Annotated in this window: 21 protein-coding genes and 1 tRNA gene; 5 read left to right on the forward strand and 17 right to left on the reverse strand. The window is 69.5% G+C overall.

Annotated features, from left to right (window positions below):
- The 10 genes from M3B01_RS11200 to M3B01_RS11245 all read right to left on the reverse strand — a co-directional run.
- A partial coding sequence (locus M3B01_RS11200; RefSeq protein ID WP_259792145.1) for an ABC transporter ATP-binding protein occupies nucleotides 1–667 on the reverse strand: 667 nt, incomplete at its 3' end.
- A gap of 93 nt (nucleotides 668–760) precedes the next feature.
- Nucleotides 761–1,111, reverse strand: a complete 351-nt coding sequence (locus M3B01_RS11205; protein ID WP_193864415.1) for a hypothetical protein — start codon at nucleotides 1,109–1,111, stop codon at nucleotides 761–763.
- 110 nt (nucleotides 1,112–1,221) lie between these two features.
- Nucleotides 1,222–1,902 carry a response regulator transcription factor gene (locus M3B01_RS11210; protein ID WP_193864414.1) on the reverse strand — a complete coding sequence of 227 codons (681 nt, stop codon included), beginning with the start codon at nucleotides 1,900–1,902 and terminating at the stop codon, nucleotides 1,222–1,224.
- 225 nt (nucleotides 1,903–2,127) lie between these two features.
- Nucleotides 2,128–3,345, reverse strand: coding sequence for a hypothetical protein (locus M3B01_RS11215; protein WP_259792146.1), 1,218 nt, complete (start codon nucleotides 3,343–3,345; stop codon nucleotides 2,128–2,130).
- Between the two features lie 109 nt (nucleotides 3,346–3,454).
- Nucleotides 3,455–4,474 carry a peptide MFS transporter gene (locus M3B01_RS11220; RefSeq protein WP_259792147.1) on the reverse strand — a complete coding sequence of 340 codons (1,020 nt, stop codon included), beginning with the start codon at nucleotides 4,472–4,474 and terminating at the stop codon, nucleotides 3,455–3,457.
- Nucleotides 4,475–5,202: 728 nt separating this feature from the next.
- On the reverse strand, nucleotides 5,203–5,922 hold the full coding sequence (rplA, locus tag M3B01_RS11225; protein ID WP_193864411.1) for a 50S ribosomal protein L1: 720 nt from the start codon (nucleotides 5,920–5,922) through the stop codon (nucleotides 5,203–5,205).
- A gap of 4 nt (nucleotides 5,923–5,926) precedes the next feature.
- The gene (gene rplK, locus M3B01_RS11230) at nucleotides 5,927–6,358 is read right to left on the reverse strand and encodes a 50S ribosomal protein L11 (RefSeq protein WP_193864410.1); all 432 of its coding nucleotides are present in this window, start codon (nucleotides 6,356–6,358) and stop codon (nucleotides 5,927–5,929) included.
- 181 nt (nucleotides 6,359–6,539) lie between these two features.
- The gene (nusG, locus tag M3B01_RS11235) at nucleotides 6,540–7,484 is read right to left on the reverse strand and encodes a transcription termination/antitermination protein NusG (RefSeq protein WP_259792149.1); all 945 of its coding nucleotides are present in this window, start codon (nucleotides 7,482–7,484) and stop codon (nucleotides 6,540–6,542) included.
- Nucleotides 7,485–7,561: 77 nt separating this feature from the next.
- Nucleotides 7,562–7,834 carry a preprotein translocase subunit SecE gene (gene secE / locus M3B01_RS11240; protein ID WP_193864408.1) on the reverse strand — a complete coding sequence of 91 codons (273 nt, stop codon included), beginning with the start codon at nucleotides 7,832–7,834 and terminating at the stop codon, nucleotides 7,562–7,564.
- 63 nt (nucleotides 7,835–7,897) lie between these two features.
- A tRNA-Trp gene (locus tag M3B01_RS11245) sits at nucleotides 7,898–7,970 on the reverse strand.
- A 190-nt stretch (nucleotides 7,971–8,160) separates the two neighbouring features.
- Here M3B01_RS11245 and M3B01_RS11250 point away from each other — a divergent pair.
- Both M3B01_RS11250 and M3B01_RS11255 read left to right on the forward strand, forming a co-directional pair.
- Entirely contained in the window at nucleotides 8,161–9,405 is a 1,245-nt protein-coding gene (locus tag M3B01_RS11250) for a pyridoxal phosphate-dependent aminotransferase (protein WP_259792151.1), read from the forward strand.
- Between the two features lie 86 nt (nucleotides 9,406–9,491).
- Nucleotides 9,492–10,466 (forward strand): adenosine deaminase, encoded by a 975-nt coding sequence (locus M3B01_RS11255; RefSeq protein ID WP_259792168.1) that lies wholly within the window; start codon nucleotides 9,492–9,494, stop codon nucleotides 10,464–10,466.
- A gap of 19 nt (nucleotides 10,467–10,485) precedes the next feature.
- Here M3B01_RS11255 and galK read toward each other — a convergent pair whose 3' ends face one another.
- From galK to M3B01_RS11270, 3 genes are all read right to left on the reverse strand, one after another.
- The gene (gene galK / locus M3B01_RS11260; protein WP_259792153.1) at nucleotides 10,486–11,760 is read right to left on the reverse strand and encodes a galactokinase; all 1,275 of its coding nucleotides are present in this window, start codon (nucleotides 11,758–11,760) and stop codon (nucleotides 10,486–10,488) included.
- Nucleotides 11,761–11,871: 111 nt separating this feature from the next.
- Entirely contained in the window at nucleotides 11,872–12,939 is a 1,068-nt protein-coding gene (locus M3B01_RS11265) for a lactonase family protein (RefSeq protein WP_259792155.1), read from the reverse strand.
- On the reverse strand, nucleotides 12,939–14,396 hold the full coding sequence (locus tag M3B01_RS11270) for a threonine/serine exporter ThrE family protein (RefSeq protein WP_259792156.1): 1,458 nt from the start codon (nucleotides 14,394–14,396) through the stop codon (nucleotides 12,939–12,941). Before M3B01_RS11270 ends, M3B01_RS11265 begins: the two co-directional genes overlap by 1 nt.
- A 27-nt stretch (nucleotides 14,397–14,423) precedes the next feature.
- Here M3B01_RS11270 and M3B01_RS11275 point away from each other — a divergent pair, with 27 nt between their 5' ends.
- Entirely contained in the window at nucleotides 14,424–15,032 is a 609-nt protein-coding gene (locus M3B01_RS11275; protein WP_259792158.1) for a carbonic anhydrase, read from the forward strand.
- A 39-nt stretch (nucleotides 15,033–15,071) separates the two neighbouring features.
- Here M3B01_RS11275 and M3B01_RS11280 read toward each other — a convergent pair whose 3' ends face one another.
- The gene (locus M3B01_RS11280; protein WP_259792160.1) at nucleotides 15,072–15,362 is read right to left on the reverse strand and encodes a DUF3017 domain-containing protein; all 291 of its coding nucleotides are present in this window, start codon (nucleotides 15,360–15,362) and stop codon (nucleotides 15,072–15,074) included.
- A 169-nt stretch (nucleotides 15,363–15,531) separates the two neighbouring features.
- Here M3B01_RS11280 and M3B01_RS11285 point away from each other — a divergent pair, with 169 nt between their 5' ends.
- Entirely contained in the window at nucleotides 15,532–17,019 is a 1,488-nt protein-coding gene (locus M3B01_RS11285) for an aspartate ammonia-lyase (RefSeq protein ID WP_259792162.1), read from the forward strand.
- A 401-nt stretch (nucleotides 17,020–17,420) separates the two neighbouring features.
- Entirely contained in the window at nucleotides 17,421–18,854 is a 1,434-nt protein-coding gene (locus M3B01_RS11290) for a polysaccharide deacetylase family protein (RefSeq protein WP_259792164.1), read from the forward strand.
- 36 nt (nucleotides 18,855–18,890) lie between these two features.
- Here the strand turns inward: M3B01_RS11290 and ppk2 are convergent, their stop codons facing one another.
- From ppk2 to purN, 3 genes are all read right to left on the reverse strand, one after another.
- The gene (ppk2, locus tag M3B01_RS11295; RefSeq protein ID WP_193864401.1) at nucleotides 18,891–19,796 is read right to left on the reverse strand and encodes a polyphosphate kinase 2; all 906 of its coding nucleotides are present in this window, start codon (nucleotides 19,794–19,796) and stop codon (nucleotides 18,891–18,893) included.
- A gap of 117 nt (nucleotides 19,797–19,913) precedes the next feature.
- Nucleotides 19,914–21,578, reverse strand: coding sequence for a bifunctional phosphoribosylaminoimidazolecarboxamide formyltransferase/IMP cyclohydrolase (gene purH, locus M3B01_RS11300; RefSeq protein WP_259792166.1), 1,665 nt, complete (start codon nucleotides 21,576–21,578; stop codon nucleotides 19,914–19,916).
- A complete protein-coding gene (gene purN / locus M3B01_RS11305) occupies nucleotides 21,575–22,171 on the reverse strand; it encodes a phosphoribosylglycinamide formyltransferase (protein ID WP_259792169.1) in 597 nt (198 codons plus the stop codon). Before purN ends, purH begins: the two co-directional genes overlap by 4 nt.
- Between the last annotated feature and the right edge of the window lie 79 nt (nucleotides 22,172–22,250).

The following is a 22,250-nucleotide window of genomic DNA, read 5'->3' on the forward strand; positions in this document are numbered from 1 at the left end:
CAACCGCCTCCCACCGCGAGGACTCTCCTGGAACCGCCACAACGCGATACGAGGAATCGGCACGAGCCGCGAGGTCCGGATCGTGCGTCACCATGAGAACAGAGCTGCCCCACCGCTCGGGTATCGACAGCACGAGGTCACCGACCATGTCCCGGAACTCGGCATCGAGAGAACCGGTCGGCTCATCGGCGAGGACGAGCTGAGGCTTCGTGATGAGTGCCCTGGCCACGGCGACGCGCTGCCGCTCACCACCGGAAAGATCTCGTGTGAGGATCCCGGTGGCCTGCACGTCGAGATCACTCAGGAGCTGCGCTGCACTTTGACGGGCATCGTGGCGGCTCTGCCCCGCGAGCAGCGCCGCAACCTCGACGTTCTCCGACGGCTCGAGCTCATCGATGAGCTCACCGTGCTGGAAGACCATGGACACGGTGTGCCGGAGAAAATCTCGCCGCGCCGCCGAGCGCATTCTGATCACCGACTCGCCGTTGACAGTAATGTCCCCCGAGGACGGTGTCACCATGCCGAGGATCGCAGCGAGCAGAGAGGATTTTCCGCTTCCAGAACGGCCCTGCACGGCTGCCGACGCACCTGCTGGAAGCGTGAAATCAACACCGGAGAGGACTGTGCGTCGGCCGTAGGCGATGACGAGCTGATGAACCTCGAGCATGGGCGAAGAGACTTTCGTGAAGGAAGTACGTAGTGGGGAAGCGCCCGCCTCGGCCATGTGGCGCTGCCGAGGCGGGCGTGGCGAGAGTGGGGATCAGATGTACTGTCGCTTGGCGCAAGTATCAAGCTCGACGGGACGATCCAGGCACGCCCGGAAGGACGCTACCTTCTCCGAACCAGAGAGCTTTTGGGAGACGGTCTGGTTGTACGCCTTCGTCACCAGCTGGCGCTTGGCGCCAGTATTGAGCCAGAAGTCGCCGTAGACCCGATATCCATCTCCCTTGGTGTCCTTCACGGAGTAGGACGTGCGCGTGCTGGTTACATCGGCTCGGCCCGCACTATCAGCAAGGTAGGACGTGTAAGCACTCGCGGAGCTGAGCCCTCCGCCCAGCACGATGAGAGCTCCGGTCGCAGTAAGGATTGCCTTGGTCGTGAGGTTCTTCATCGAGGATCTCCTTCGGTGATGATGCGAGCCATCGTCGGCTCGCATCCACATCGTCACTGAGGCTCAGAGCCGCGGCATCATCTGGGCGAATGAACTACCGCCAGGCGGGGTCAGGGCGGGTCGATGAATCGGTACGCACGAGCCGTGACAAGCAGCTGTTGAAGGTTGCGTGCGTCGAGCTTCTGGCGGAGATGGCTGGTGTGCGTTTTCACGGTGTTGACGCTGATGACGAGGTGGGCGGCGATCTCCTCGTAGTTCCAGCCGCGGGCCAGCAGCTGCAGGGTCTGTAATTCCGCGGCGGTGAGGCGCGGCACCGGGTGATCTGTACCAGTGGAGGCATCGACCGCGTGCAGGAGCTCGGCCGTCTGCTCTCGCAGCGTTGCAGACGACGGTCCTGCCATGACGGAGAGCACGACGTCGACGAGCACATCAGCGGGGGCGTCCTTGGCCACAGCTCCGAGTGCTCCAGAGGCCAGGGCACGGCGCAGCGCCAGGCTCGGGCATGAGGTCGTGATGAGGATGATCTTGGCCTCGGCATCGTTGCGCATTATGCGCTCGGTGGCATCGATGCCGTTCATGCCGCGAGGCATGGAGACATCCATGAGGACGACGTCAGGCCGATGGGCCCGGAACAGCTCCACCGCAGCAGACCCTTCGTGCGCATGCGCGACGACCTCGATCTGACCGGAGGCCGTGATGGTCTGGGCCAGTGCGCGTGCGGTCCATGTGTCGTCGTCCACGATCAGGACCCGCACGACGTCCTTCTCTCCCGGGCGCGGATTCGCCGTCATAGGCACTCCTTGGCGTACCGCGCGGGGTCGAACAAGCGCCAGAACTGACACCGAATCTCGTGCCCATCGGGATGCTGAGCGATGGCCTCGGAATTGATATCTGGTCCGCGGGAGGGAACCTCGGTACGACCAGAGGGCACCCCGAACATGAAGAGCACGGAGCATAGAATGATGAGCAGCGTCCTTCCCATAGAAGCATTGGATCGGTTACGTAGTCGGAGCGCATCATCTGCACGGATGAGCTTCAGGATGATCGGGCTGGCACTTGAGGGGGAGCGTGACGCGCACGTGGACCCAATGACCCCGCTGAGCCATGGTGCAGGCGCCATCGAGACGTCGTGCGCGATGCTCGATCGACCACGGTGCCGCAGGAAGATCGTCGCGGGGCGATGCTGGATTCGAGGTGGCGAGGATCAGCTCCCGGCCATGTGCCCCGGACGTGGTCGAGACTTCCAGGGTGGCCCGATCGGGCGACCCGGAGTGTTTGAGAATGTTCGTCATCAGCTCGAAGAGGATCAGCTGAACCTCCTCGGCGAAGCTGGCCGATACAGGCATGTCTGCGATGCTCACGGTACTGTGGATGGTGTACCCAGCAGCCTCCGTGCTGGAGCGGATCGTGAGCACCGTGCGCTCGATCTCCCGCAGCAGATCGACAGGGCTCGCTGACGACCGGGCGCCGTGGATCCGCGCAAGGAGCCGCCGGAGACCCAGTTGCGCCCGCGAGTTCACCAGAGCCAGCTCACCCAGGATCTGGCGATCCACGGTGGACTGAGGGGAGCCGGCAAGAACGGTGATGATCGCCTTCTGGGTCATCAGGGCGTTTGAGACGGTGTCGTGCGTGTCAGCAGCGTGTTGGAGCCGAATCCGCTCCAGCTGACGCTCTGCCTCGACGGCAGAGTCTGTTGCGTGGGCGACAGCGCGATTGAGATGGGTCTGGAGAAGCAAAGCTCCTCCCGCGAGGGCTATAGCGAATAGCCAGATTGCCCAGTCAACCAAGACGGGCGGATCCGTGGTGGGGTCCGGCCACGAGAAGGTCTGGATCATCGTGGCGAGGCCAAGCCCTGCTGTAGCACCGGTCAGGACGCTCCACCGCTGATGCACCATCGCTACCGCCCCTGAAACGATCAGCGGCAGGAAGAAGTTTCCCAGTGATGCCGGGAACAGAAGGATCTCTCCCAGGAATCCCACCGTGGAGGCCAGCGCAACTGCGCCAGGGAACCATGCCCCGAGCAGAGTGAGTACCGCGCTGGCAACCACCGTCGCCGCGTACAGCGGGCCGGGCTGATTGAAGTTTGTGGGCAACAGGCTTAGCACCATGAGGAACAGCGCGATGCCACGCACAGGGCCGTCGATCAGACGTGGCCCGAACACACGGCGTCGCCAGCGCATCGCCCGGGAGTCCTCCAACTCGCCGGGAAGCTCGAGCGTTCCGATGAACGTCATGACCTGATCATGCCGCACAGCGGAAGAACGGGGCGACTCTGCAGCGTCCCGCACACCGCGGGGTGGACGGGACACCTGACGAGCGTTGAGGGCTCAGGACCCTGGGGAATCAGCCCTCGGCCGACACGGCCTCCTCATCGGCCGTCTCATCGTGCCGAGTCTCCACGTCGTCCATCTTGGACTGCACCCAGGGGGCGATCGCGAACATGCCCAGGGAGACGAGCAGCGTCACGCCACCGAGGACCGCGTAGTACACGCCGTCGGAGAAACCGGACATGAGCTGGATGACCACGGAGGTGAGCCCCATGCCGACGGCCGGGGCGAGGTACCACAGCGTCATCGTCTGGGAGGCGAAGTGGCGCGGAGCGAGCTTGGTGGTAACCGACAGGCCCACCGGGTTCATAAGCAGCTCAGCGACGGTCTGCACGACGAACACGGCGATGAGGAACCAGAACGGGGCCAGCGCCGCACCGCCCGGGAAGGCGCTGAACCCGTAGCCCATCATGAGCGCCGAGATACCGATGATCACCAGCGAGATCGCGAACTTCTGCGCCGTGGAGGGGAAGCGCCCCTGCCGCTTCAGGAACAGCCAGCCCAGGATCGGGGCGAGGATCAGCACGAAGGTGGGGTTGAAGGACTGGTACGTCTCGGGGGTGAGCTCGAACAGGCCCAGCACCGAACGGTCCGTGTGCTCCAGCGCGACGGTGGCCATCTTTCCGGCGGCCTGCTCGAAGATCAGCACGAACAGGACGTTGCCCACCCACAGCGGGGCGAAGGCGCCCAGGTGCACCCGCTCCTCGGGCGTGACCTTGGGACTCTTCACCATGGTCACGAAGTAGACGCCGGCGGTGCCGAGGGCGAACAGGAACAGCGCCCAGGCGATCGCGCTGGTGAGCTCCCCCAGCAGCAGCTGGAACAGGACCACCAGCACCGTGGCGACCACGGCGATGACCACCGCGAGGCCCAGCAGCTTCTTCCCCTCCCCTGGCTTGAGCGGGTTCGGGACGGTGTACGCGAAGGTGGAGAGCTTCTTGCGGCCGTACCAGAAGGAGATGAGGGCCAGCGCCATGCCGATCGCGGCGGCGATGAAGCCGATGTGATGGAGCCGCCGACCAGGGTGGACATCCACGGGCCCAGGATGCGGTCGGCGAAAATGCCGCCAGGGATGGTCATGAGCAGCACGGCCGCGCCGTAGGCGGAGACGACCGCCTGTCCGGCGGTGGTGGAGAGCCCCAGGCCGCCGTTGGCGACGGTGTCCACGAGGAAGTACAGCAGGATCGCGCGCATGCCGAACCAGCTGAAGCGCTCCCACATCTCCACCTGCAGCATCCACGGCAGACCGCCGGGGTGGCCGATGAAGGAGCGGTCCTCGGCCGAGGGGCCGTGGCGCAGGGTGTCGGGGGCGAAGCGCATGCGCGGTGCCGTGGTGCCATCGGGCCCAAGGGCGGTGGCTCCGGTGCCGCCCGGACCCTGGCGAGAAGGCGGCTCGGTGTTGCGTGGAGGTCGGGACTCAGTCATGGGGAGAGGATCCTTCCAGACACATAGGGGCCTCCGGCGGTCCCAGTGCATCCGCGGGAGGCGTGCGGAGCTGCTCTGCTCCGGCGCATACAGGGTCCCGGTTCTCATCGGCGACGCTCACCTCGAAGGTCCCGAAATCACCATGGTGTCTCGCATCCCGGACTCATCGTATTAGCAGCGTTGCTCGCGCCGACGGCGGGCCGCGCAGTGCGCTGGGAACTGTGCGGTGGGTGCTTCGCGGTGGGCACTACAGACCGGCGCACGGCGGCCCCGTTATCGACGACGGCGCCCCGCCCACCGCTGGGGTGGACGGGGCGCCGTGAGAGGAACCGAGGAGTCTCAGGACTCGTCGGTGTCCTCCAGGAGGTTGCGGGTGCGGTTCACGTCGACCGGGATGCCCGGGCCCATGGTGGTGGACACGGTGATCTTGGTGATGTAGCGGCCCTTGGAGGAGGCCGGCTTCAGACGCAGGATCTCCTCGAGCGCCGCGACGTAGTTCTGCACCAGCTGCTCATCGGTGAAGGAGACCTTGCCGATGATGTAGTGCAGGTTCGCCGCGCGGTCGGTGCGGAACTCGATCTTGCCGCCCTTGATGTCGGACACGGCCTTGGCGGTGTCCATGGTGACGGTGCCGGTCTTGGGGTTCGGCATCAGGCCACGGGGGCCCAGCACGCGGCCCAGACGGCCGACCTTGCCCATCAGGTTCGGAGTGGCCACGGCCGCGTCGAAGTCGGTCCAGCCGCCGGCGACCTTCTCGATCAGCTCGTCGTCGCCCACCTCGTCGGCGCCGGCCTCACGGGCGGCGTCGGCCTGGGGGCCGGTGGCGAACACGATCACGCGGGCCGTCTTGCCGGTGCCGTTGGGCAGGTTGACGGTGCCGCGCACCATCTGGTCGGCCTTGCGCGGGTCCACGCCCAGGCGCATCGCGACCTCGACCGAGGCGTCGAACTTCGACGGGCTGGTCTTCTGGGCCAGACGCACGGCGTCCAGCGGCGAGTAGAGGCGGCCGTCCTCGATCTTGGCGGCGCCGTCCTTGTAAGCCTTGCTGCGGAATGCCATGTCGTCAGTCCTCCACCGTGATGCCCATGGAACGAGCGGTGCCGGCGACGATCTTCGCCGCGGCCTCGATGTCGTTCGCGTTCAGATCAGGCATCTTGGTCTCCGCGATCTCGCGGACCTGAGCCTGGGTGATCTTGCCGACCTTGTCGGTGTGCGGCGTCGCGGAGCCCTTCTGCAGGCCCGCTGCCTTCTTGATCAGCTCGGCGGCCGGAGGGGTCTTGGTGATGAAGGTGAACGAGCGGTCCTCGTACACCGTGATCTCGACCGGCACGATGTTGCCGCGCATGTCGGCGGTGCGATCGTTGTAGGCCTTGACGAACTCCATCATGTTCACGCCGGCAGCGCCGAGCGCGGGACCCACGGGCGGCGCAGGGGTGGCCTGGCCGGCCTGGATCTGGAGCTTGATGACGCTCGCGATCTTCTTCTTGGGAGCCATTGCTCTTCCTTACTGTGTCGTGGTCCGGGCGGAGCTCATCAGGCGCTCCTCCCACAATCGGCCCTGGGCCATTTCACCGGGAACCGGGGTTCCGGCGCGGCGAGGGCCGGGTGCGACGCTACGGGAGCGCCGCGCGGACGTCGAGGGGGATCGGGAGTGATCTTCGTCGACGTCCGAGGTCTCAGATCTTCGCGACCTGGTCGAAGCCCAGCTCGACCGGGGTCTCGCGACCGAAGATCGACACCAGGACCTGCAGCTTCTGCGCCTCGGTGTGGATCTCGGAGATGGTGGCGGGCATGGTCTCGAAGGGGCCGTCCATCACGGTGACCGACTCGCCCACCTCGAACGCCGGCATCTTCTGTGCGGCGGCGGCCTTGGTGGCCGAGCCGCTGCGCTTCTTCTCGGGCAGGCCCACGGACGGTGCCAGCAGCGAGTAGATCTCGTCGAAGGTCAGCGGCGTGGGATCGGTCGCGTTGCCCACGAAACCGGTGACGCCGGGGGTGTCGCGCACCACTCGCCACGACTCGTCGGTCAGCTCCATGCGCACCAATACGTAGCCGGGCACGCGCACGCGTCGCACGACCTTCTTCTGGCCGCCCTTGACCTCGGTGGCGTCCTCCATCGGGACCTCGACCTGGAAGATGTACTCCTCCATGTCCTGGGTCTCGATACGGGTGGTGAGCTGGGTCTTCACCCGGTTCTCGTGACCGGAGTAGGAGTGGATCACGTACCACTCGCCCAGGGCGGAGCGCAGCTGGCGCTTGAGGGCGACCAGCGGGTCCTCCTCCTCGGGCTCCCCGGCGGCGCGCTCCTCCGCCGTGGCAGCATCATCGGCCTGCTCGGCGATCTCCTCACCCGCATCGGCGACGGCATCCGCCTCGGCCTCGGCATCGCCGGCATCCGTGGCATCCAGCGCGTCCTCGGCGTCGGCGCTCACTCCGAGGCCCTCGCCGTCGGGGTCCACGGAGTCGAAGGTGCCCAGGGCGTCATCGGCAGCCTCGGTCTGCACGGCAACATCGACCTGCTCCTCGGCAGAGGCGTTCTGCGTCTCGGGGGACGAGGAGAACGACAGGGTGTCGTCGACGTCGTCGTAGGAGTCCTCACGGGATGCGTTCGGGTCGCTCACCATCGTGAACCTGCCTTCCTGGCGGCTGTGGATCGGATCGGGCCTGGTCGCGGACCCGGCCGGGTCTCGACGCGAGCTCAGAGCCCTTGGTCCGGGACCACGAACGCGATCCGGGACAGCCAGCTGGAGACGAAGTCGAGACCGAAGATGTACAGGATCATCGCGATGACGAACGCGAGGACCGTGATCGCGTAGACGATCAGCTCCTTGCGGGTCGGGACGACGACCTTCTTGAGCTCTGCGATGACCTGGCGGATGAACAGACCGATGGCCAGGAACGGGTTGCTGGACCCGTTTCCCCGACCGTCGCCGCGCGCGGGCGCCGACGGTGCGTGCTGGCTGGAGTTCACGTGTGGACTGTCCGATCTCGTCGAGGTCATCCGCATCCGGCCGGGCGGGCCCGGACGGACGGGCAGGGTAGACAGGGCTCGAACCTGCAACCTGCGGTTTTGGAGACCGCTGCGCTACCAATTGCGCCACTACCCTTCGCGGGGAAGGATCCCCGCGCGGCCCGGGGGCACGCCGCGGCAGCACGGTGGGGTGCTGTGACGCGCCGTAGCGGTTCGGGCCAGCGATCAGCATACAAGCCTCACGGACCCGGTGCGAATCGACCCGGGGCAGATCACATGGGCCGGACTTCCTGACGAACCCGGCCCGCCTCTGCCACGATGGGGGCGTGACCACCGACGACGATCGCAGCCTCGCCGCCTCCTTCCCTGCAGCCGACCGCGCCCGCATCTCACGGCGCATCAGCTCCATCGCCCCGTCCGCCACCCTCGCCGTGGACGCCACCGCGAAGGCCCTCAAGGCCGCCGGTCGTCCCGTGATCGGCTTCGGCGCCGGTGAGCCGGACTTCCCCACCCCCGCGCACATCGTGGACGCGGCACGGGATGCGGTGGGCGACCCCGCCAATCACCGCTACTCCCCCACCGCCGGCCTGCCCGCCCTGCGCCAGGCCGTGGCGGACAGCGCCACCGGGATGGACGGCCTCACGGTGGAGCCGGGCCAGGTGCTGATCACCAACGGCGGCAAGCAGGCCGTGTACCAGGCCTTCGCGACCCTGCTGGATCCGGGCGACGAAGTGCTGCTGCCGGCCCCCTACTGGACCACCTACCCCGAGGCGATCCGCCTGGCCGGGGGCCGCGAGGTCACGGTGCTCGCGGGCGCCGACCAGGGGTACCTGCCCAGCCTCGCCCAGCTGGAGGCCTCCCGCACCGACGCCACCCGGGCCATCCTGCTGTGCTCCCCCTCGAACCCCACCGGTGCGGTGATGAGCGCCGATCAGCTGCGGGAGATCGGGCAGTGGGCGCTCGAGCACGGGCTGTGGGTGATCAGCGACGAGATCTACCAGCACCTCACCTACGACGACACCCCCTTCACCTCGGTGCTGTCCGTCGTCCCCGAGCTGGCCGACTCCACGCTGGTGCTGGGCGGGGTCGCCAAGACCTACGCGATGACCGGCTGGCGGGTGGGATGGATGATCGGCCCCGAGGACGTGATCGCGGCGGCCGGCAACCTGCAGTCCCACCTCACCTCCAACGTCAACAACATCGCCCAGCGCGCCGCGATCGCCGCTCTGAATGGCCCGATGGAGCCCATCGACCAGATGCGCGAGGCCTTCGACCGTCGGCGCCGGCTCATGGTCGAGAAGCTCTGCCAGGTGCCCGGCTTCACGGTCCCCACCCCCACCGGGGCGTTCTATGCCTTCCCGGACGTGCACGGCGCCCTGGGGAAGGAGATCCGCGGCACGCACGTGGAGACCTCGACCGAGCTGGCCGCGGTCATCCTGCAGGAGGCAGAGGTGGCCGCGGTGCCGGGAGAGGCCTTCGGCGCGCCCGGCCACCTGCGGTTCTCCTACGCCCTCAGCGACGAGGACCTGGCCGAGGGCATCGACCGGGTGATCGCCCTGCTCGGATCGTGAGCACCGGCTCCGCAGTGAGCACCGGGACGGGCCGGGACCTCGCGGCGCTCCCCAAGGCCCACCTGCACCTGCACTTCACCGGCTCGATGCGCCCGCAGACCCTGTGGGACCTGGCGGCGGAACGGCGGATCCGCCTGCCGCGCTCCCTGACCGATGACGCGGCCCTGCAGGTGGAGCCCACGCATCGCGGCTGGTTCCGCTTCCAGCGGCAGTACGACGCGGCGCGCGCGGTGGTGGACTCCGAGGGGGCGATGCGGCGCCTGATCCGGGAGGCCGCCGAGGACGACGCCGCCGAGGGCTCCGGGCGGCTCGAGCTGCAGGTGGATCCCACCAGCTACGCGCCGCACGTGGGCGGACTGACCCCGGCCATCGAGATCGTGCTGGACGAGGCCCGCCTCACCGAGGACACCACGGGCGTGAGCATCGGCATCATCATCGCCGCCTCCCGCACCCGTCACCCGCTGGATGCCCGCACCCTGGCGCGGCTCGCCGCGCGCCACGCCGAGCGGGAGCCGGGCCGGGTGGTCGGCTTCGGGCTCTCCAACGACGAGCGCCGCGGGGACACCCGTGACTTCGCCCCCGCCTTCCGGATCGCGAGGGAGGCGGGCCTGCTGTCGGTCCCGCACGGCGGTGAGCTGCTGGGCCCGGACCACGTGCGCGAGGTGGTGGACAGCCTGGCGCCCGACCGTCTGGGCCACGGCGTGCGGGCGGCCCAGGATCCCCGCCTGCTGGAGCAGATCGTGGAGCGAGGCATCGGGCTGGAGGTGTGCCCGGCCTCGAACGCGTCCCTGGGGGTGTTCCGGGAGGCCACCGACGTGCCGCTGCGCACCCTGGTCGATGCGGGCGCCCTGATCGCTCTGAGCGCGGACGACCCGCTGCTGTTCAACTCGCGTCTGCTGGACCAGTACGAGACCGCCCGGGCCATCGGCATGGACGACGGGGAGCTGGCCCACCTGGCCGCGTCCTCGATCCGGCTGTCCAGCGCACCCGAGCAGGTGCGCGCCCGCCTGCTGGGCGGGGTCGAGGAGTGGCTGCGCACCCCCGCCCCGCCGGCGGGCTGAGGGCGCGCCCGCCCGCGTGTCAGCGGTCCTGGCCGGCGCCCTCACTGGGCAGGGCCAGGAAGAACACCGGCTCACCCAGCGACTTCTCGCGGAAGGCGTGGGCGATGGCACCGGCCACGGCCTCGGCCTGCTCCGCCTCCACCAGGGCGATCGTGGAGCCGCCGAAGCCGCCCCCGGTCATGCGGGCGCCGTGGGCCCCCGCGGCACGGGCCGCGTCCACGGCGACGTCGAGCGCCGGCACGGTGACCTCGTAGTCATCGCGCAGGGAGTCATGGGAGGCGTTCAGCAGGCCGCCGAGCTCCGCCAGGTGGTCTCGCACGCTGCCGGAGGACAGCAGCCCGTCGAACTCCTCGACGCGCCGGATCTCGGTGATCACGTGCCGGGCGCGACGGCGCACAGTGTCGTCCTCGATGCGGCCCAGTGCCTCCTCGAGCTGCTCGAAGCGGACCTCGCGCAGGGTGGGCACACCGATCAGCTCGGCGGCGCGCTCGCTGTCGGCGCGCCGGGCCACGTACTCGCCGTCGACGTGCGAGTGCTCGGCGCGGGTGTCGGTGATCAGCAGCGCCAGGCCCTGGGAGGCCAGGTCCCACGGCACGGGGCGGGTGGAGAAGTCGCGGCAGTCCAGGAACAGGGCGTGCCCGGCGCGGGAGAGCACCGAGGCGGACTGGTCCAGGCCTCCCGTGGAGGCACCGGCGAACTCGGTCTCCGCGGTGATCGCGGCCTTGACCCGCTCGAGGGGTGTGGTTCCCAGGCTCAGCAGGGACTCGATGGCCTCGGCGGTGGCGCACTCCAGTGCCGCGGAGCTGGACAGTCCCGAACCCAGCGGCACGTGGCCGTCGATCAGCACGTCCATGCCCTGCGTGGCGGAGCCGGAGATGAACGAGCGCAGCGCCCACAGGACTCCGGCCACGTAGGCGGGCCATCCCTCGACCACACCGGGGGTGAGCTCCCCCGCGTCGATGTCGAGTTCCACGTCGCTCTGGAGGGACCGCAGGCGCACACGGTCGGTGGGGGTGCGTGCGGCGGCTGCGAAGCACCGGTGGGAGATGGCCATAGGCAGGCACAGGCCGTCCTGGTAGTCCACGTGCTCGCCGATGATGTTGACACGGCCAGGGGCGGACCATACGCCGTCGGGGCTGTACCCGAAGGACTGCGCGAACGCCTCCTCCACTCGCTGTGCGGCCCGGGCGCGGTCCGGTGCGGTCGACAGCAGCCCCTGGGGCTGCGCATCCGCGTCCGGTCCGGGTGCCGAACCCGGGGCGGTGGTGCTCTCGTGGCCGGCAGGTGTGGTCATCAGAATCCTTCCGTGACGGACGCCGTCCCGGTCGGATCCGAGGTCCCCGGGATGTTCTCTTCAGCGGTTGGAGAGTCTATAAGGCACCGGGCCCATGGTCAGGGACGCGCGTCAGGGACGAACGGCGAGGCATGCCACCGAGGGGGACTCGATCGGCTCCCCCACTGTGCTCAGGCGCTCGCCCTCCACGCGCAGCACGTCGATGCGGTCGGCCTCCTGCGCCGCTACCAGCACCAGGTCGCCCAGCTGCGTGAAGTGGCGGGGGTGGGCCCCCACCTCGATCTCGGCGACCAGCCGGGGGCGCATGGCCACCAGGGACAGCAGGGAGATCGTGTCCGGGCCGCGGTTGGCGACCAGCAGGTGCCCCTCATCGGCGGTGAGCTCGAGGTGGGACAGCGCATTGGTGCCCTCATGCCCGCTGGCCTGCACCGTGGTGCGCACCGTCCAGCGGTACTGGGCACCGCGCACCGGGCGGGGCAGGTTCGGGTCGCTGTCGCCCTCCTGCCTCACGGCGGTGGCGACCGTTCCGTTGAGCTCGCAGGAGATGTGCAGCAGCTCGGACTCGTGGTCGGCCACCAGGTGGCGCGGCCCGCTGCCCCGGCGCAGGGGGATCTCGCCGGCCAGGTCGATCTGGCCGGTGGTGTCCTGCGCGTAGAGGAACACGCGGTCCAGCCCCAGATCCGGGACGGCCAGCAGCTCGGTGCCGGGCATCTGGACCACTTGGTGGGGGTGCGGGTCCAGGCCGTCGGCGTGGTGGCGGTGGCTGTCGAAGTCGACCAGCTCCACGGGTACGCCCTGCTCGTCGAGGGTGACCGTCTCGACCGAGCCGGAGCCGTAGTCGGCGATCACCAGGGTGCGGGCGCGGTGGCCGTAGGCCAGGTGGCACGCCCCCTCCCCCTGCAGGGGGAGGTCGGCGACCAGCTCGGCGGTGGTGCCGTCCTCGCTCACGCGCAGCGCCACCAGGCGGCTGGGCGAGGTCTCCAGCACGGCGTACAGCAGGGTGCCGTCACGGCTCCACAGCAGGAAGGTGGGATTCTCGAGCTCGACGGAGGCCAGGCGCTCGACGCCGCAAGCGGCCTGTCCCTGCCCCGGTGTCAGCCGCATCAGCTCTATTCCATTGCCGCGGCCGGTGCCGCTGCGGGAGTACGCGCCGGTGGCGAGGATCGCGGGGCTGCTCATCAGGTCTCCTTGTGATCGGAGCGCCGCACCGGGGAGCTCTCGAGTTCCTCGAGGAGGCTGGGCGACAGCGCTGTCATCTCACCGGTCATCGTAGACGGCTCGAGATGCGCCGCCCGGCCCTTTCGTCTTGATCGCCGCAGACCCAGTGACATACGTCGCCTGCGCAGCGTGGTGAACGGGGAGGAGATGATCGGGGTGTAGGGGATGCGGCCGTGCGGCAGTCGTGCGATCAGCCGGGCGAGCGCCAGCTGGCCCAGGATCGCGCCGGCGGCGATGGCCACCGCCACCTCGGCGGCGCCGAACAGCTCCACCGCGCCCTCGGCGACGTCGCTGCCCAGCCCCAGCAGGCCCCGGAAGATGCGGCTGCCGGGGACCAGGGGGATCACACCTGCCATCACGATGGCCAGGGCGGGGGCCCGCAGCCGGTCGCCGATCACCACGGAGACCGCGCCCACCAGGAACGCGGTGATGGCCACGGCGTACACCCGGTCCAGCACCAGCCCCGACAGCACGTGGGAGGTGACCGCCGAGCCGACGGCCACCACGGCCGTCCAGGCGAGGATGCGGGCGGGCACCTGGGTGCCCACTCCGTAGCCCAGGCCCATCCCGGCACCGGAGACCACCAGCACCAGCACGGAGATCAGCGAGACCGGCATGGAGGCGCTCACCGAGATGTCGGCCCCCAGCCGATCGGCCAGCAGCAGTCCCCCGCGGACCCCGGCCACCACGCCGACGGTGAGCATGAGGGTCTCCAGGATCCGCCCGGAGGCGGTGATGTACCAGCCCGTGACAGCATCCTGCATCGCGCCGAAGGAGGTCAGTCCCGCCAGCTGCACGATGATGCAGGCCACCACCACGATCGAGGAGTTAACGGTGGGGTCGATCATGTCCACCACCACCGCGGTGAGCACACCGACCAGTCCCCCCAGGGCCTGGGAGTAGAACTGCGGGATGCGCCACCGGGTCAGGTACTCCCCGGACAGGATCAGGATCCCGGCCGCGAGGGTCGCGGCGGTGGCGACCAGGGGCTTGGCACCCAGGCTCAGGGCAGCGGCACCGCCCATCATCGCGAAGCCGGCGGTGACCAGTCCCAGGCGGTAGGCGGCCTTCTGGCGCGGGATCTCCTCGGCCAGGCGCCGGGCTTCGTCCAGGTCGAGGTCACCGGCGATGTAGCGGTGGGTGATGTCCTCGAAGGCGGCCAGGCGCGAGAAGTCCTGCACCCTCGCGCTCGCCGAGCGCACCCGAGTGAAGGGCGCGGAGAGCTGATCGGGAAGATAGGAGATGGTCACCTCGTCGAAGGTGACCTGGACCGAGACGTTGCGCAGGCCCGAGGAGCTGGTGACCCGCAGGACGGTCGCGGTGACCTCGGAGGCGGCAGCACCGTTGGAGAGCAGGCCCTCACCGATCCTCATCGCGAGGTCGAACACGGCGTGCAGGCGCGCGGTATCGGTGGGCACGATCCTGATCGTGTCACACTGTCTCGCGTGTTCTCCAACGCACCGGACCCCCGCTCCCGACCGACTCCGTCACAGGCGCTGCAGGCCCTGATCGACGGCAACCTCCGCTTCGCCGAGGGCCGCCCGCGCCGCCCCCACCAGGACGATGCGCATCGTCGGGCCCTGACCGACGGTCAGCACCCGCACGCCGTGGTGCTGGCCTGCTCGGACTCGCGGGTGAGCGTGGAGATCCTGCTGGACCAGGGGTTCGGCGACTTGTTCGTGGTGCGGACGGCGGGACACGTGCTGGACCGCTCGGTGGTGGCATCGGTGGAGTTCGCGGTGGCGCAGCTGGGGGTCTCCGTGGCCCTGGTGCTGGGGCACGAGTCCTGCGGCGCCGTGGCCGCGGCCCAGCGCTACCTGGCCGACGGGCACGACCTGCCCGGCTCCATGCCCGCCCTGGTGGAGGGCGTGCGCGACCACCTCGATCCCGAGGATCCCTCCCATGACGCGGTGGCCCGGCACGTGCGCGGCACGATCACCGAACTGACGGCCGGCTCCGCCCTGGTGCGCGAGGCCCAGCACTCCGGACTGCTGTCCGTGGTGGGCGGGGTGTACGGCCTGGGTGACGGACGCATGGTCCTGGTCCAGGACTGACGACTCTCAGGTCCCCTGGGGCTGAGGCGCTCCCGTGGATCAGAGGTTCGGTGAGGTCGAGAGCACGGCGAGCCCCGCCGCGATGACCAGCATCACGGCGGCGTCCACGGCGCGTGAGCGCACGGCGAGCGCCCCGACGGCGGCGGTGGGCAGCACCAGTCGCACCACGGCCAGCACGGCCAACAGTGCCGCGAGCAGCATCCCGGCCAGCGGCACCGCACCCAGCGCACCGACCACCAGGATCACCGCCAGCGCGAGCAGTGCCACGGTGAGCACGGCCTGGCGTCGGAGCGCCGCGCGCACCGTGAACGGCGAGGGGTCGGAGATCACCGGCCCATCGTACGGTGCCGCCGATCCGGCTCGGGAGGCCCCGGCGCGGGATACGCTGAGCGGGGCCGGCAGCGCCGTCGGCCCCGGACCGTCGGCACGCCCCGGCGGCCCCTCCCCGCCGGCCCCGTCGACGCGGCCGCACGCATCCATCCCCCGGAGGACTCCCCCGATGACCAGTTCCGCCACTCGCCGCGAGCACGACCTGCTGGGCGACCGCGACGTGCCTGCCGATGCCTACTACGGGATCCAGACCCTGCGCGCCCAGGAGAACTTCCACATCACCGGGGTGCCGGTGAGCCACTTCCCCAAGCTGATCATCGCGCTGGCGCAGGTCAAGCGGGCAGCGGCTCGCGCGAACCGGCAGCTGGGAGCCCTGGACGAGCGCCGGGCCGAGGCGATCGAGCAGGCCTGCGCGGAGATCGTGGACGGTGCCCTGCACGAGCACTTCGTGGTGGACATGATCCAGGGCGGCGCCGGCACCAGCACCAACATGAACGCCAACGAGGTGATCGCCAACCGCGCGCTGGAGATCCTGGGCCTGGAGCGGGGCGACTACGAGCAGCTGCATCCCAACAACCATGTGAACCTGGGCCAGTCCACCAACGACGTGTACCCCACGGCGGTGCGCCTGGCGATGCTGCTGTCGTTCCCGGCACTCGCCGAGGCGATGGACCAGCTGATCGGGACCCTGCGAGAGAAGGGCGAGGAGTTCTCCGAGGTCCTGAAGATGGGCCGCACCCAGATGCAGGACGCGGTGCCGATGACCGTGGGCCAGGAGTTCCACGGCTGGGCCACCACCATCGCGGAGGACGTCGAGCGCCTGACCCGCACCTCGCGACTGTTCCGGGAGGTCAACCTGGGGGCCACCGCGATCGGCACCGGCATCACCTCGGATCCTCGCTACGCGGAGCTGGCCACGCGCGAGCTCGCCGAGCTCACGGGGATCCCGTTCTCCGTCTCCGCGGATCTGGTGGAGGCCACCAGTGACACGGGCGCGTTCGTCACCTTCTCCGGTGTGCTCAAGCGCATCGCGGTGAAGATCTCCAAGATCTGCAACGATCTGCGACTGCTCTCCTCCGGGCCCCGTGCGGGCTTCGCCGAGCTGCGACTGCCTGCCGTCCAGCCCGGCAGCTCGATCATGCCGGGCAAGGTCAATCCGGTCATCCCCGAGGTGGTCAACCAGGTGGCCTTCGAGGTGATCGGCAACGACATGACCGTCACCTTCGCCGCTGAGGGCGGCCAGCTGCAGCTGAACCCCTTCGAGCCGGTGATCTGCTTCAACATCCTGGAGTCCACGCGGATCATGACGCGGGCGATGACCGCCCTGGCCGAGCGCTGCATCGCCGGTATCGAGGTGAACCGCGAGGTGGTGGACGGGTACGTGCGCCACTCGATCGGTGTGATCACCGCGCTGGTACCGGTGATCGGGTACGCCGCCGCCACCGAGGTGGCCAGTGATGCGCTCGCCACCGGGCGCCCCGTGGCGGAGCTGGTGCTGGAGAGGGGCCTGCTGGACGAGCGTCGGCTCCAGGGCCTGCTCTCCCCCGCCTCGATGACCCGCCCGGTACGGCCCACGGCCACCGGCACGATCCCGACACTGGCAGCGGAGCAGGAGTTCGGCACCGCCGAGGACGACGACGAGACCCGCCAGGGTTGAGAGCCGCCTCCACCCGCAGACTGATACTCGCTCTCGATGCCTCGACCTTCGAGGGATGCGCGCTCGCCCACCACAGCAGTATGTTCGAGCTCGCAACAAGGACGGGCCGCAGCGGCCCATGCGATCACGGCGGGGGCGAGATGGACTCGGGAGCTCGAATCTCAACGGCGACGGAGCACGAGGGGGCGCGGCACGGCGGAGTGGGGCACTCTCGCCGGGTGGTGCTGCGTTCCTCGGTGGCCGGTGCGTGCGCACTCGGGGTGTGCACCGTGCTCAGCGCATGCACGGATGGTCGCTCGGACCAGGGCCCAGGCCCCGGTGCCGGGCCGACCGGCGGGGGCAATTCGAAGGCCGCCCGCGCATCGACGCCACCCACTCCCCAGCAACTGGCACGGTCCCTGGTGAGCGGTCTGGAGGACTGCTCCTCCCTGGTGCACGACCTCAGACCGGTGGATCTCTCCGGGGCTCTGGACGTGTCGGCGGTCTATCCGCGTCCGGGCGGGGCACGAGGATTGTCGGAGGCGCTGGACATGACCGTCTCCAAGCTCCTGCGCGAGTCCCGGATGCGCGAGGGAGGGCAGGGGACTGCTGCACCCAGTATCAGCGGCCGGGTGATCGCCTCGGCCGCCCCCATGCTGGGAGTGCTCCTGGACGTGGTCGATGCGGACGGTCCCTGCGCAAGCGTGGTCTGGTACCACGCTGAGGGGGACCGCGCGGTCACCTCCCCCGCTCTGATCCGGCCCGAGAACTGGGGCGAGCTGGTGGAGCAAGTGCGGCAGGGGGCACGCTCCCTGCCCGGGGCGGATGCGGAGGGCATGGTCGCGCAGCTGCAGGAACAGCCGCGCCCCTGGGGGAACGGGCCCGCGATCATCCCCGCCGCCGACGGCACAATCCGACTGCTGTTCCCGGCAGCACCGTTCACGGAGGGCCACGGAGAGGCTCTCGTAGAGATCGCAGCAGGGCCCAGTTCCGCACTGCTGTCCGAGCTGGGCGAGCAGATCCGCGACGCCATCGCCCATCCGGCCGAGTTCGACCCCGGCCAGGTCACCGTGCCGGACCCGGACCAGCGTCGTGGCGAGGAATCCTACGATGACGATGAACCGGTGCTGACGGCACACCCGGCACGCGAATCGACAGGGCCGGGGCCTCGGACCCAGCTGGCTCCCCTGGCCGAGCCCGGCACGCCGCCGTCGGCCGTCACCGCCCCGGACGCCCGCAGGCTCCGTGCCGTCGCTCTGACCTTCGACGACGGCCCCAGCCCGGAGCTGAACGCGACACTGCGATCCCACCTGGCCAGCCACGGCGCCGCCGCGACGTTCTTCTTCATCGGGCAGTCGGCCACGGCAGCTCCGGCCCCCGCCGCAGCCACCGCGGCCGACGGACACGAGATCGGTGGTCACTCCTGGTCCCATCCGGACCTGTCGCACGTGTCACCGCAGCGACTGGAGCGGGAGATCGACCGCACCACCCAGGTGATCGCCGAGGTCACCGGCAGAACTCCCAGCCATATGCGGCCCCCGTACGGCGCCGAGAACGCCAGGGTGGACCGGCAGGCGGGGGTCCATCAGCAGAGCCTGCAGCTGTGGAGCGTGGACAGCCTGGACTGGAAGCACCGCGACGTGGACCGCAACCTCCAGGAGATCACCTCGCAGTGCACGCGTGGCGCGATCGTGCTGATGCACGAGATCCACAAGGCGTCCGTGGCAACGGTGCCGCCGCTGCTCGACTGGTTCTGCGAGCACGACTACACTCTGCTGACCTGCTGTGAGCTGGGGCAGAACCAGATGCACGCAGGCAAGAGCTACCACCGCGGACCCATCCACCGGGAGGCATGAGACGCCTCAGGGCAGGACCGCCCTCGCAGGGACCGACTACTCGTCGGCCTCCTCCTGCTTGCCGCGCATCACGAGCTTCGGATCGGGCTCACCGACCACGTCGTGGTCCTTGCCCTCGTACTCGAACTGGGACAGGAAGTAGCGCATCGCATTGAGCCGTGCGCGCTTCTTGTCGTTGGAGCGGATGATGGTCCAGGGCGCGTACTTCTTGTCCGTGCGGCGGAACATCTCCAGCTTGGCCTCGGTGTACGCGTCCCAGCGGTCCAGGGACTCCAGGTCCATCGGGGACAGCTTCCAGCGGCGCACCGGGTCCAGCTGGCGGATCGCGAAGCGGGTGCGCTGCTCCTTCTGGGACACGGAGAACCAGAACTTGGTGACGTGGATGCCGGAGTCCACCAGCATCCGCTCGAAGTGCGGGACCTGGTTCATGAAGGTCTCGTACTGCTCCGGTGAGGCGAAGCCCATCACCCGCTCCACGCCGGCGCGGTTGTACCAGGAGCGGTCGAACAGCACCATCTCCCCGGAGGTGGGCAGGTGCTGGATGTAGCGCTGGAAGTACCACTGGCCGCGCTCGCGGTCGCTGGGCTTGTTCAGCGCGACCACGCGCGCGGTGCGGGGGTTGAGGTGCTCGGTGAAGCGCTTGATGGTGCCGCCCTTGCCGGCCGCATCGCGCCCCTCGAAGATGATGATCGACTTCTGGTCGTTGTCCTCGAGCCAGTACTGGTACTTCAGCAGCTCCACCTGCAGGCGGTACTTCTCCAGCTCGTACTCGTCGCGGTCCATGCGCGTCTCGTACGGGTACCCCTCCTGCCAGGTGTACACCGGGTTGCCCTGCGGGTCGATCAGGTCCGGGTCCGGGGTGTGGCCGTCGGTGACGGAGTAGCCCTCGTCCCGCAGGTGCTCGATGTACTCGCGCAGACTCTGGTTGTCGGGGATCTTCACCGTTGCTCTCCTTCGATCACTCGCCTGGGTTACCACTCACTCTATTGCCCCGGTCCGACAGCTTTCCGTGACCCCTGCGTCCGCGAGGCGCGAGCCGAGTGCCGAGTGCCGTCGGGCTCAGTGAGCGAAATGGCGAGTGCCGGTGAGGTAGAGGGTCACCCCTGCCTCGCGGCAGGCCGCGATCACCTCGTCGTCGCGGATGGAGCCGCCGGGCTGGACGATCGCGGTCACGCCCGCGTCGATGAGGATCTGGGCACCGTCGGCGAAGGGGAAGAAGGCGTCCGAGGCGGCGACGGCTCCGCGTGCCCGCTCCGGTGCCTGCTCGCCCTCGGCATGCTCGCCGAGGGTGTTGGCGCGGGCCACGGCCAGCCGGCAGGAGTCCAGGCGGTTGACCTGGCCCATGCCGATGCCGACGGCTGCACCGTCCTTGGCCAGCAGGATCGCGTTGGACTTGGGCGCCCGCACGGCCCGCCAGGCGAAGGCGAGGTCGGCGAGGGTGTCCTGGTCGGCGGCCTCCCCGGCGGCCAGGGTCCAGGTGGCAGGGTCGTCCCCTCCGGCCGTGAGGGCATCGACGTCCTGCACCAGGGTGCCGCCCCAGATGGTGCGGATCTCCACCCCGCCGCGGGGCCGGTCGGCGACCTGCAGGATCCGCAGGTTCTTCTTGCTGCGCAGCAGCTCGAGGGCCTCAGCCTCGTAGCCGGGCGCCAGGATCACCTCGGTGAACACCGGCTTGACCTGCTGAGCCATCGCCAGGGTGACCATGCGGTTGGCGGCGATCACCCCGCCGTAGGCGGAGACCGGGTCGGTGCCGTGGGCGCGGGCGTGGGCGGCGGCGATGTCCTCGCCCTCGCGCGCGACGGCGATGCCGCAGGGGTTGTTGTGCTTCATCACCACCACGCAGGGCTGGTCGTGGTCGTAGGCAGCACGCAGCGCGGCGTCGGCGTCGACGTAGTTGTTGTAGCTCATGGCCTTGCCGCCGAGCTGCTCAGCGCCGGCGAGACCGGGATCCTCCTCGTCGACCACGGCGAGGCGGGCGCGCTGGTGGGGGTTCTCGCCGTACCGCAGGGTGGTGGCGAAGCCCATGGTGACAGCGTCCTCATCGCTCATGTCCAGCAGGTAGGTGTCGCTGACCTCCTCCGCCTCGTCCTGCTCGGCGCCGTCGGCGTCCTGGGCGTCGTCCCCGTCCAGGGCGCCCATCATCCAGGCGGCGATCGCCTCGTCGTACCCGGCAGTGACCTGGAAGGCAGCCGCGGCCAGCTCCTGCCGCTCCCCCAGAGTGAAGCCACCGGCCCCCGCTGCACGGGCGGCCTCGGCGTAGTCCTCGGGCTCGACCACGACGGCCACCGAGGCGAAGTTCTTGGCGGCGCCGCGCACCATGGTGGGGCCGCCCACGTCGATCTTCTCGATGATCTCCTGGAAGCTGCCGCCGGCCGCGACCGTCTCCGCGAAGGGGTAGAGGTTCACCACCACCAGGTCGAAGGGGGCGATGTCGTGGTCGGCCAGCTGGGAGACGTGGTCCTCCAGGCGCTGGTCGGCGAGGATCCCGCCGTGGATGCGGGGGTGCAGGGTCTTGACACGGCCATCGAGCATCTCGGGGAACCCGGTGATCTGCTCGACGTCGGTGACCTCGATCCCGGCCTCGCGGACGGTGGCCGCGGTGGAGCCGGTGGAGACGATCTCGCAGCCGGCGTCGGCGAGCGCTCGGGCCAGCTCGACGATGCCGCTCTTGTCGTAGACGGACAGCAGGGCGCGGCGGAAGGGGCGGCGGTCGGAAGTGGTCACGCGATGGGCTCCTGTTCGGTTCGGTTCGCGGCGGTCAGTCGGCGCACCACGTCCACCAGCAGCGGCTGCTCGGCCTGCTTGATGCGCTCGTGGAGGGTGGCCTCGGTGTCGTCCTCGCGCACCTCGACGGCGACCTGGGCGAGGATACGACCGGTGTCCACACCGGCATCGACCTCGATCACGGTGGCGCCGGTGACCTTCACCCCGTGCGCGAGGGCGTCGCGCACGCCGTGGGCTCCGGGGAAGGAGGGCAGCAGGGCGGGGTGGGTGTTGATGATGCGCCCGGGATGGGCCTCCAGCAGCGGTGCTCCCAGCAGCTTCATGAACCCGGCCAGCACCACCAGGCGCGGGGAGAAGCCGGCGACGGCCTCAGCGAGCGCGCGATCCCACGCGGCGCGGTCGGCGTGGTCGGCCAGGCGCACCACGGCGGTGGGCACGCCCGCAGCGCGCGCGTGGGCGAGGCCCGCGGCCTCCTTGTCGGCGATCACACCGACGATCTCGTAGGGGCAGTCCGGGTGCGCACCGGCCTCCAGCAGGGCGGCGAGAGTGGATCCGGTGCCGGAGATGAGGACGACGACGGGAGTGCGGGACACGGTGCCAGGGTAGTGCAGGGGCGTGTGCGCGCCGTTGTCGGTCCGAGAGTCGGCGCCGGCCCGGGGGGGGGGGCCCGGG

The sequence above is a fragment of the Brachybacterium sp. p3-SID957 genome, assembly GCF_025144775.1.
GTDB lineage: Bacteria > Actinomycetota > Actinomycetes > Actinomycetales > Dermabacteraceae > Brachybacterium > Brachybacterium epidermidis.

Excerpts from the sequence above, each read along its gene's own strand:
- M3B01_RS11205 (WP_193864415.1), bottom strand. The coding sequence starts at position 1,111 with ATGAAGAACCTCACGACCAAGGCAATCCTTACTGCGACCGGAGCTCTC.
- M3B01_RS11210 (WP_193864414.1), bottom strand. The coding sequence starts at position 1,902 with ATGACGGCGAATCCGCGCCCGGGAGAGAAGGACGTCGTGCGGGTCCTG.
- M3B01_RS11215 (WP_259792146.1), bottom strand. The coding sequence starts at position 3,345 with ATGACGTTCATCGGAACGCTCGAGCTTCCCGGCGAGTTGGAGGACTCC.
- rplA (WP_193864411.1), bottom strand. The coding sequence starts at position 5,922 with ATGGCATTCCGCAGCAAGGCTTACAAGGACGGCGCCGCCAAGATCGAG.
- rplK (WP_193864410.1), bottom strand. The coding sequence starts at position 6,358 with ATGGCTCCCAAGAAGAAGATCGCGAGCGTCATCAAGCTCCAGATCCAG.
- M3B01_RS11255 (WP_259792168.1), top strand. The coding sequence starts at position 9,492 with ATGCGCCCGCAGACCCTGTGGGACCTGGCGGCGGAACGGCGGATCCGC.
- galK (WP_259792153.1), bottom strand. The coding sequence starts at position 11,760 with ATGACCACACCTGCCGGCCACGAGAGCACCACCGCCCCGGGTTCGGCA.
- M3B01_RS11265 (WP_259792155.1), bottom strand. The coding sequence starts at position 12,939 with ATGAGCAGCCCCGCGATCCTCGCCACCGGCGCGTACTCCCGCAGCGGC.
- M3B01_RS11285 (WP_259792162.1), top strand. The coding sequence starts at position 15,532 with ATGACCAGTTCCGCCACTCGCCGCGAGCACGACCTGCTGGGCGACCGC.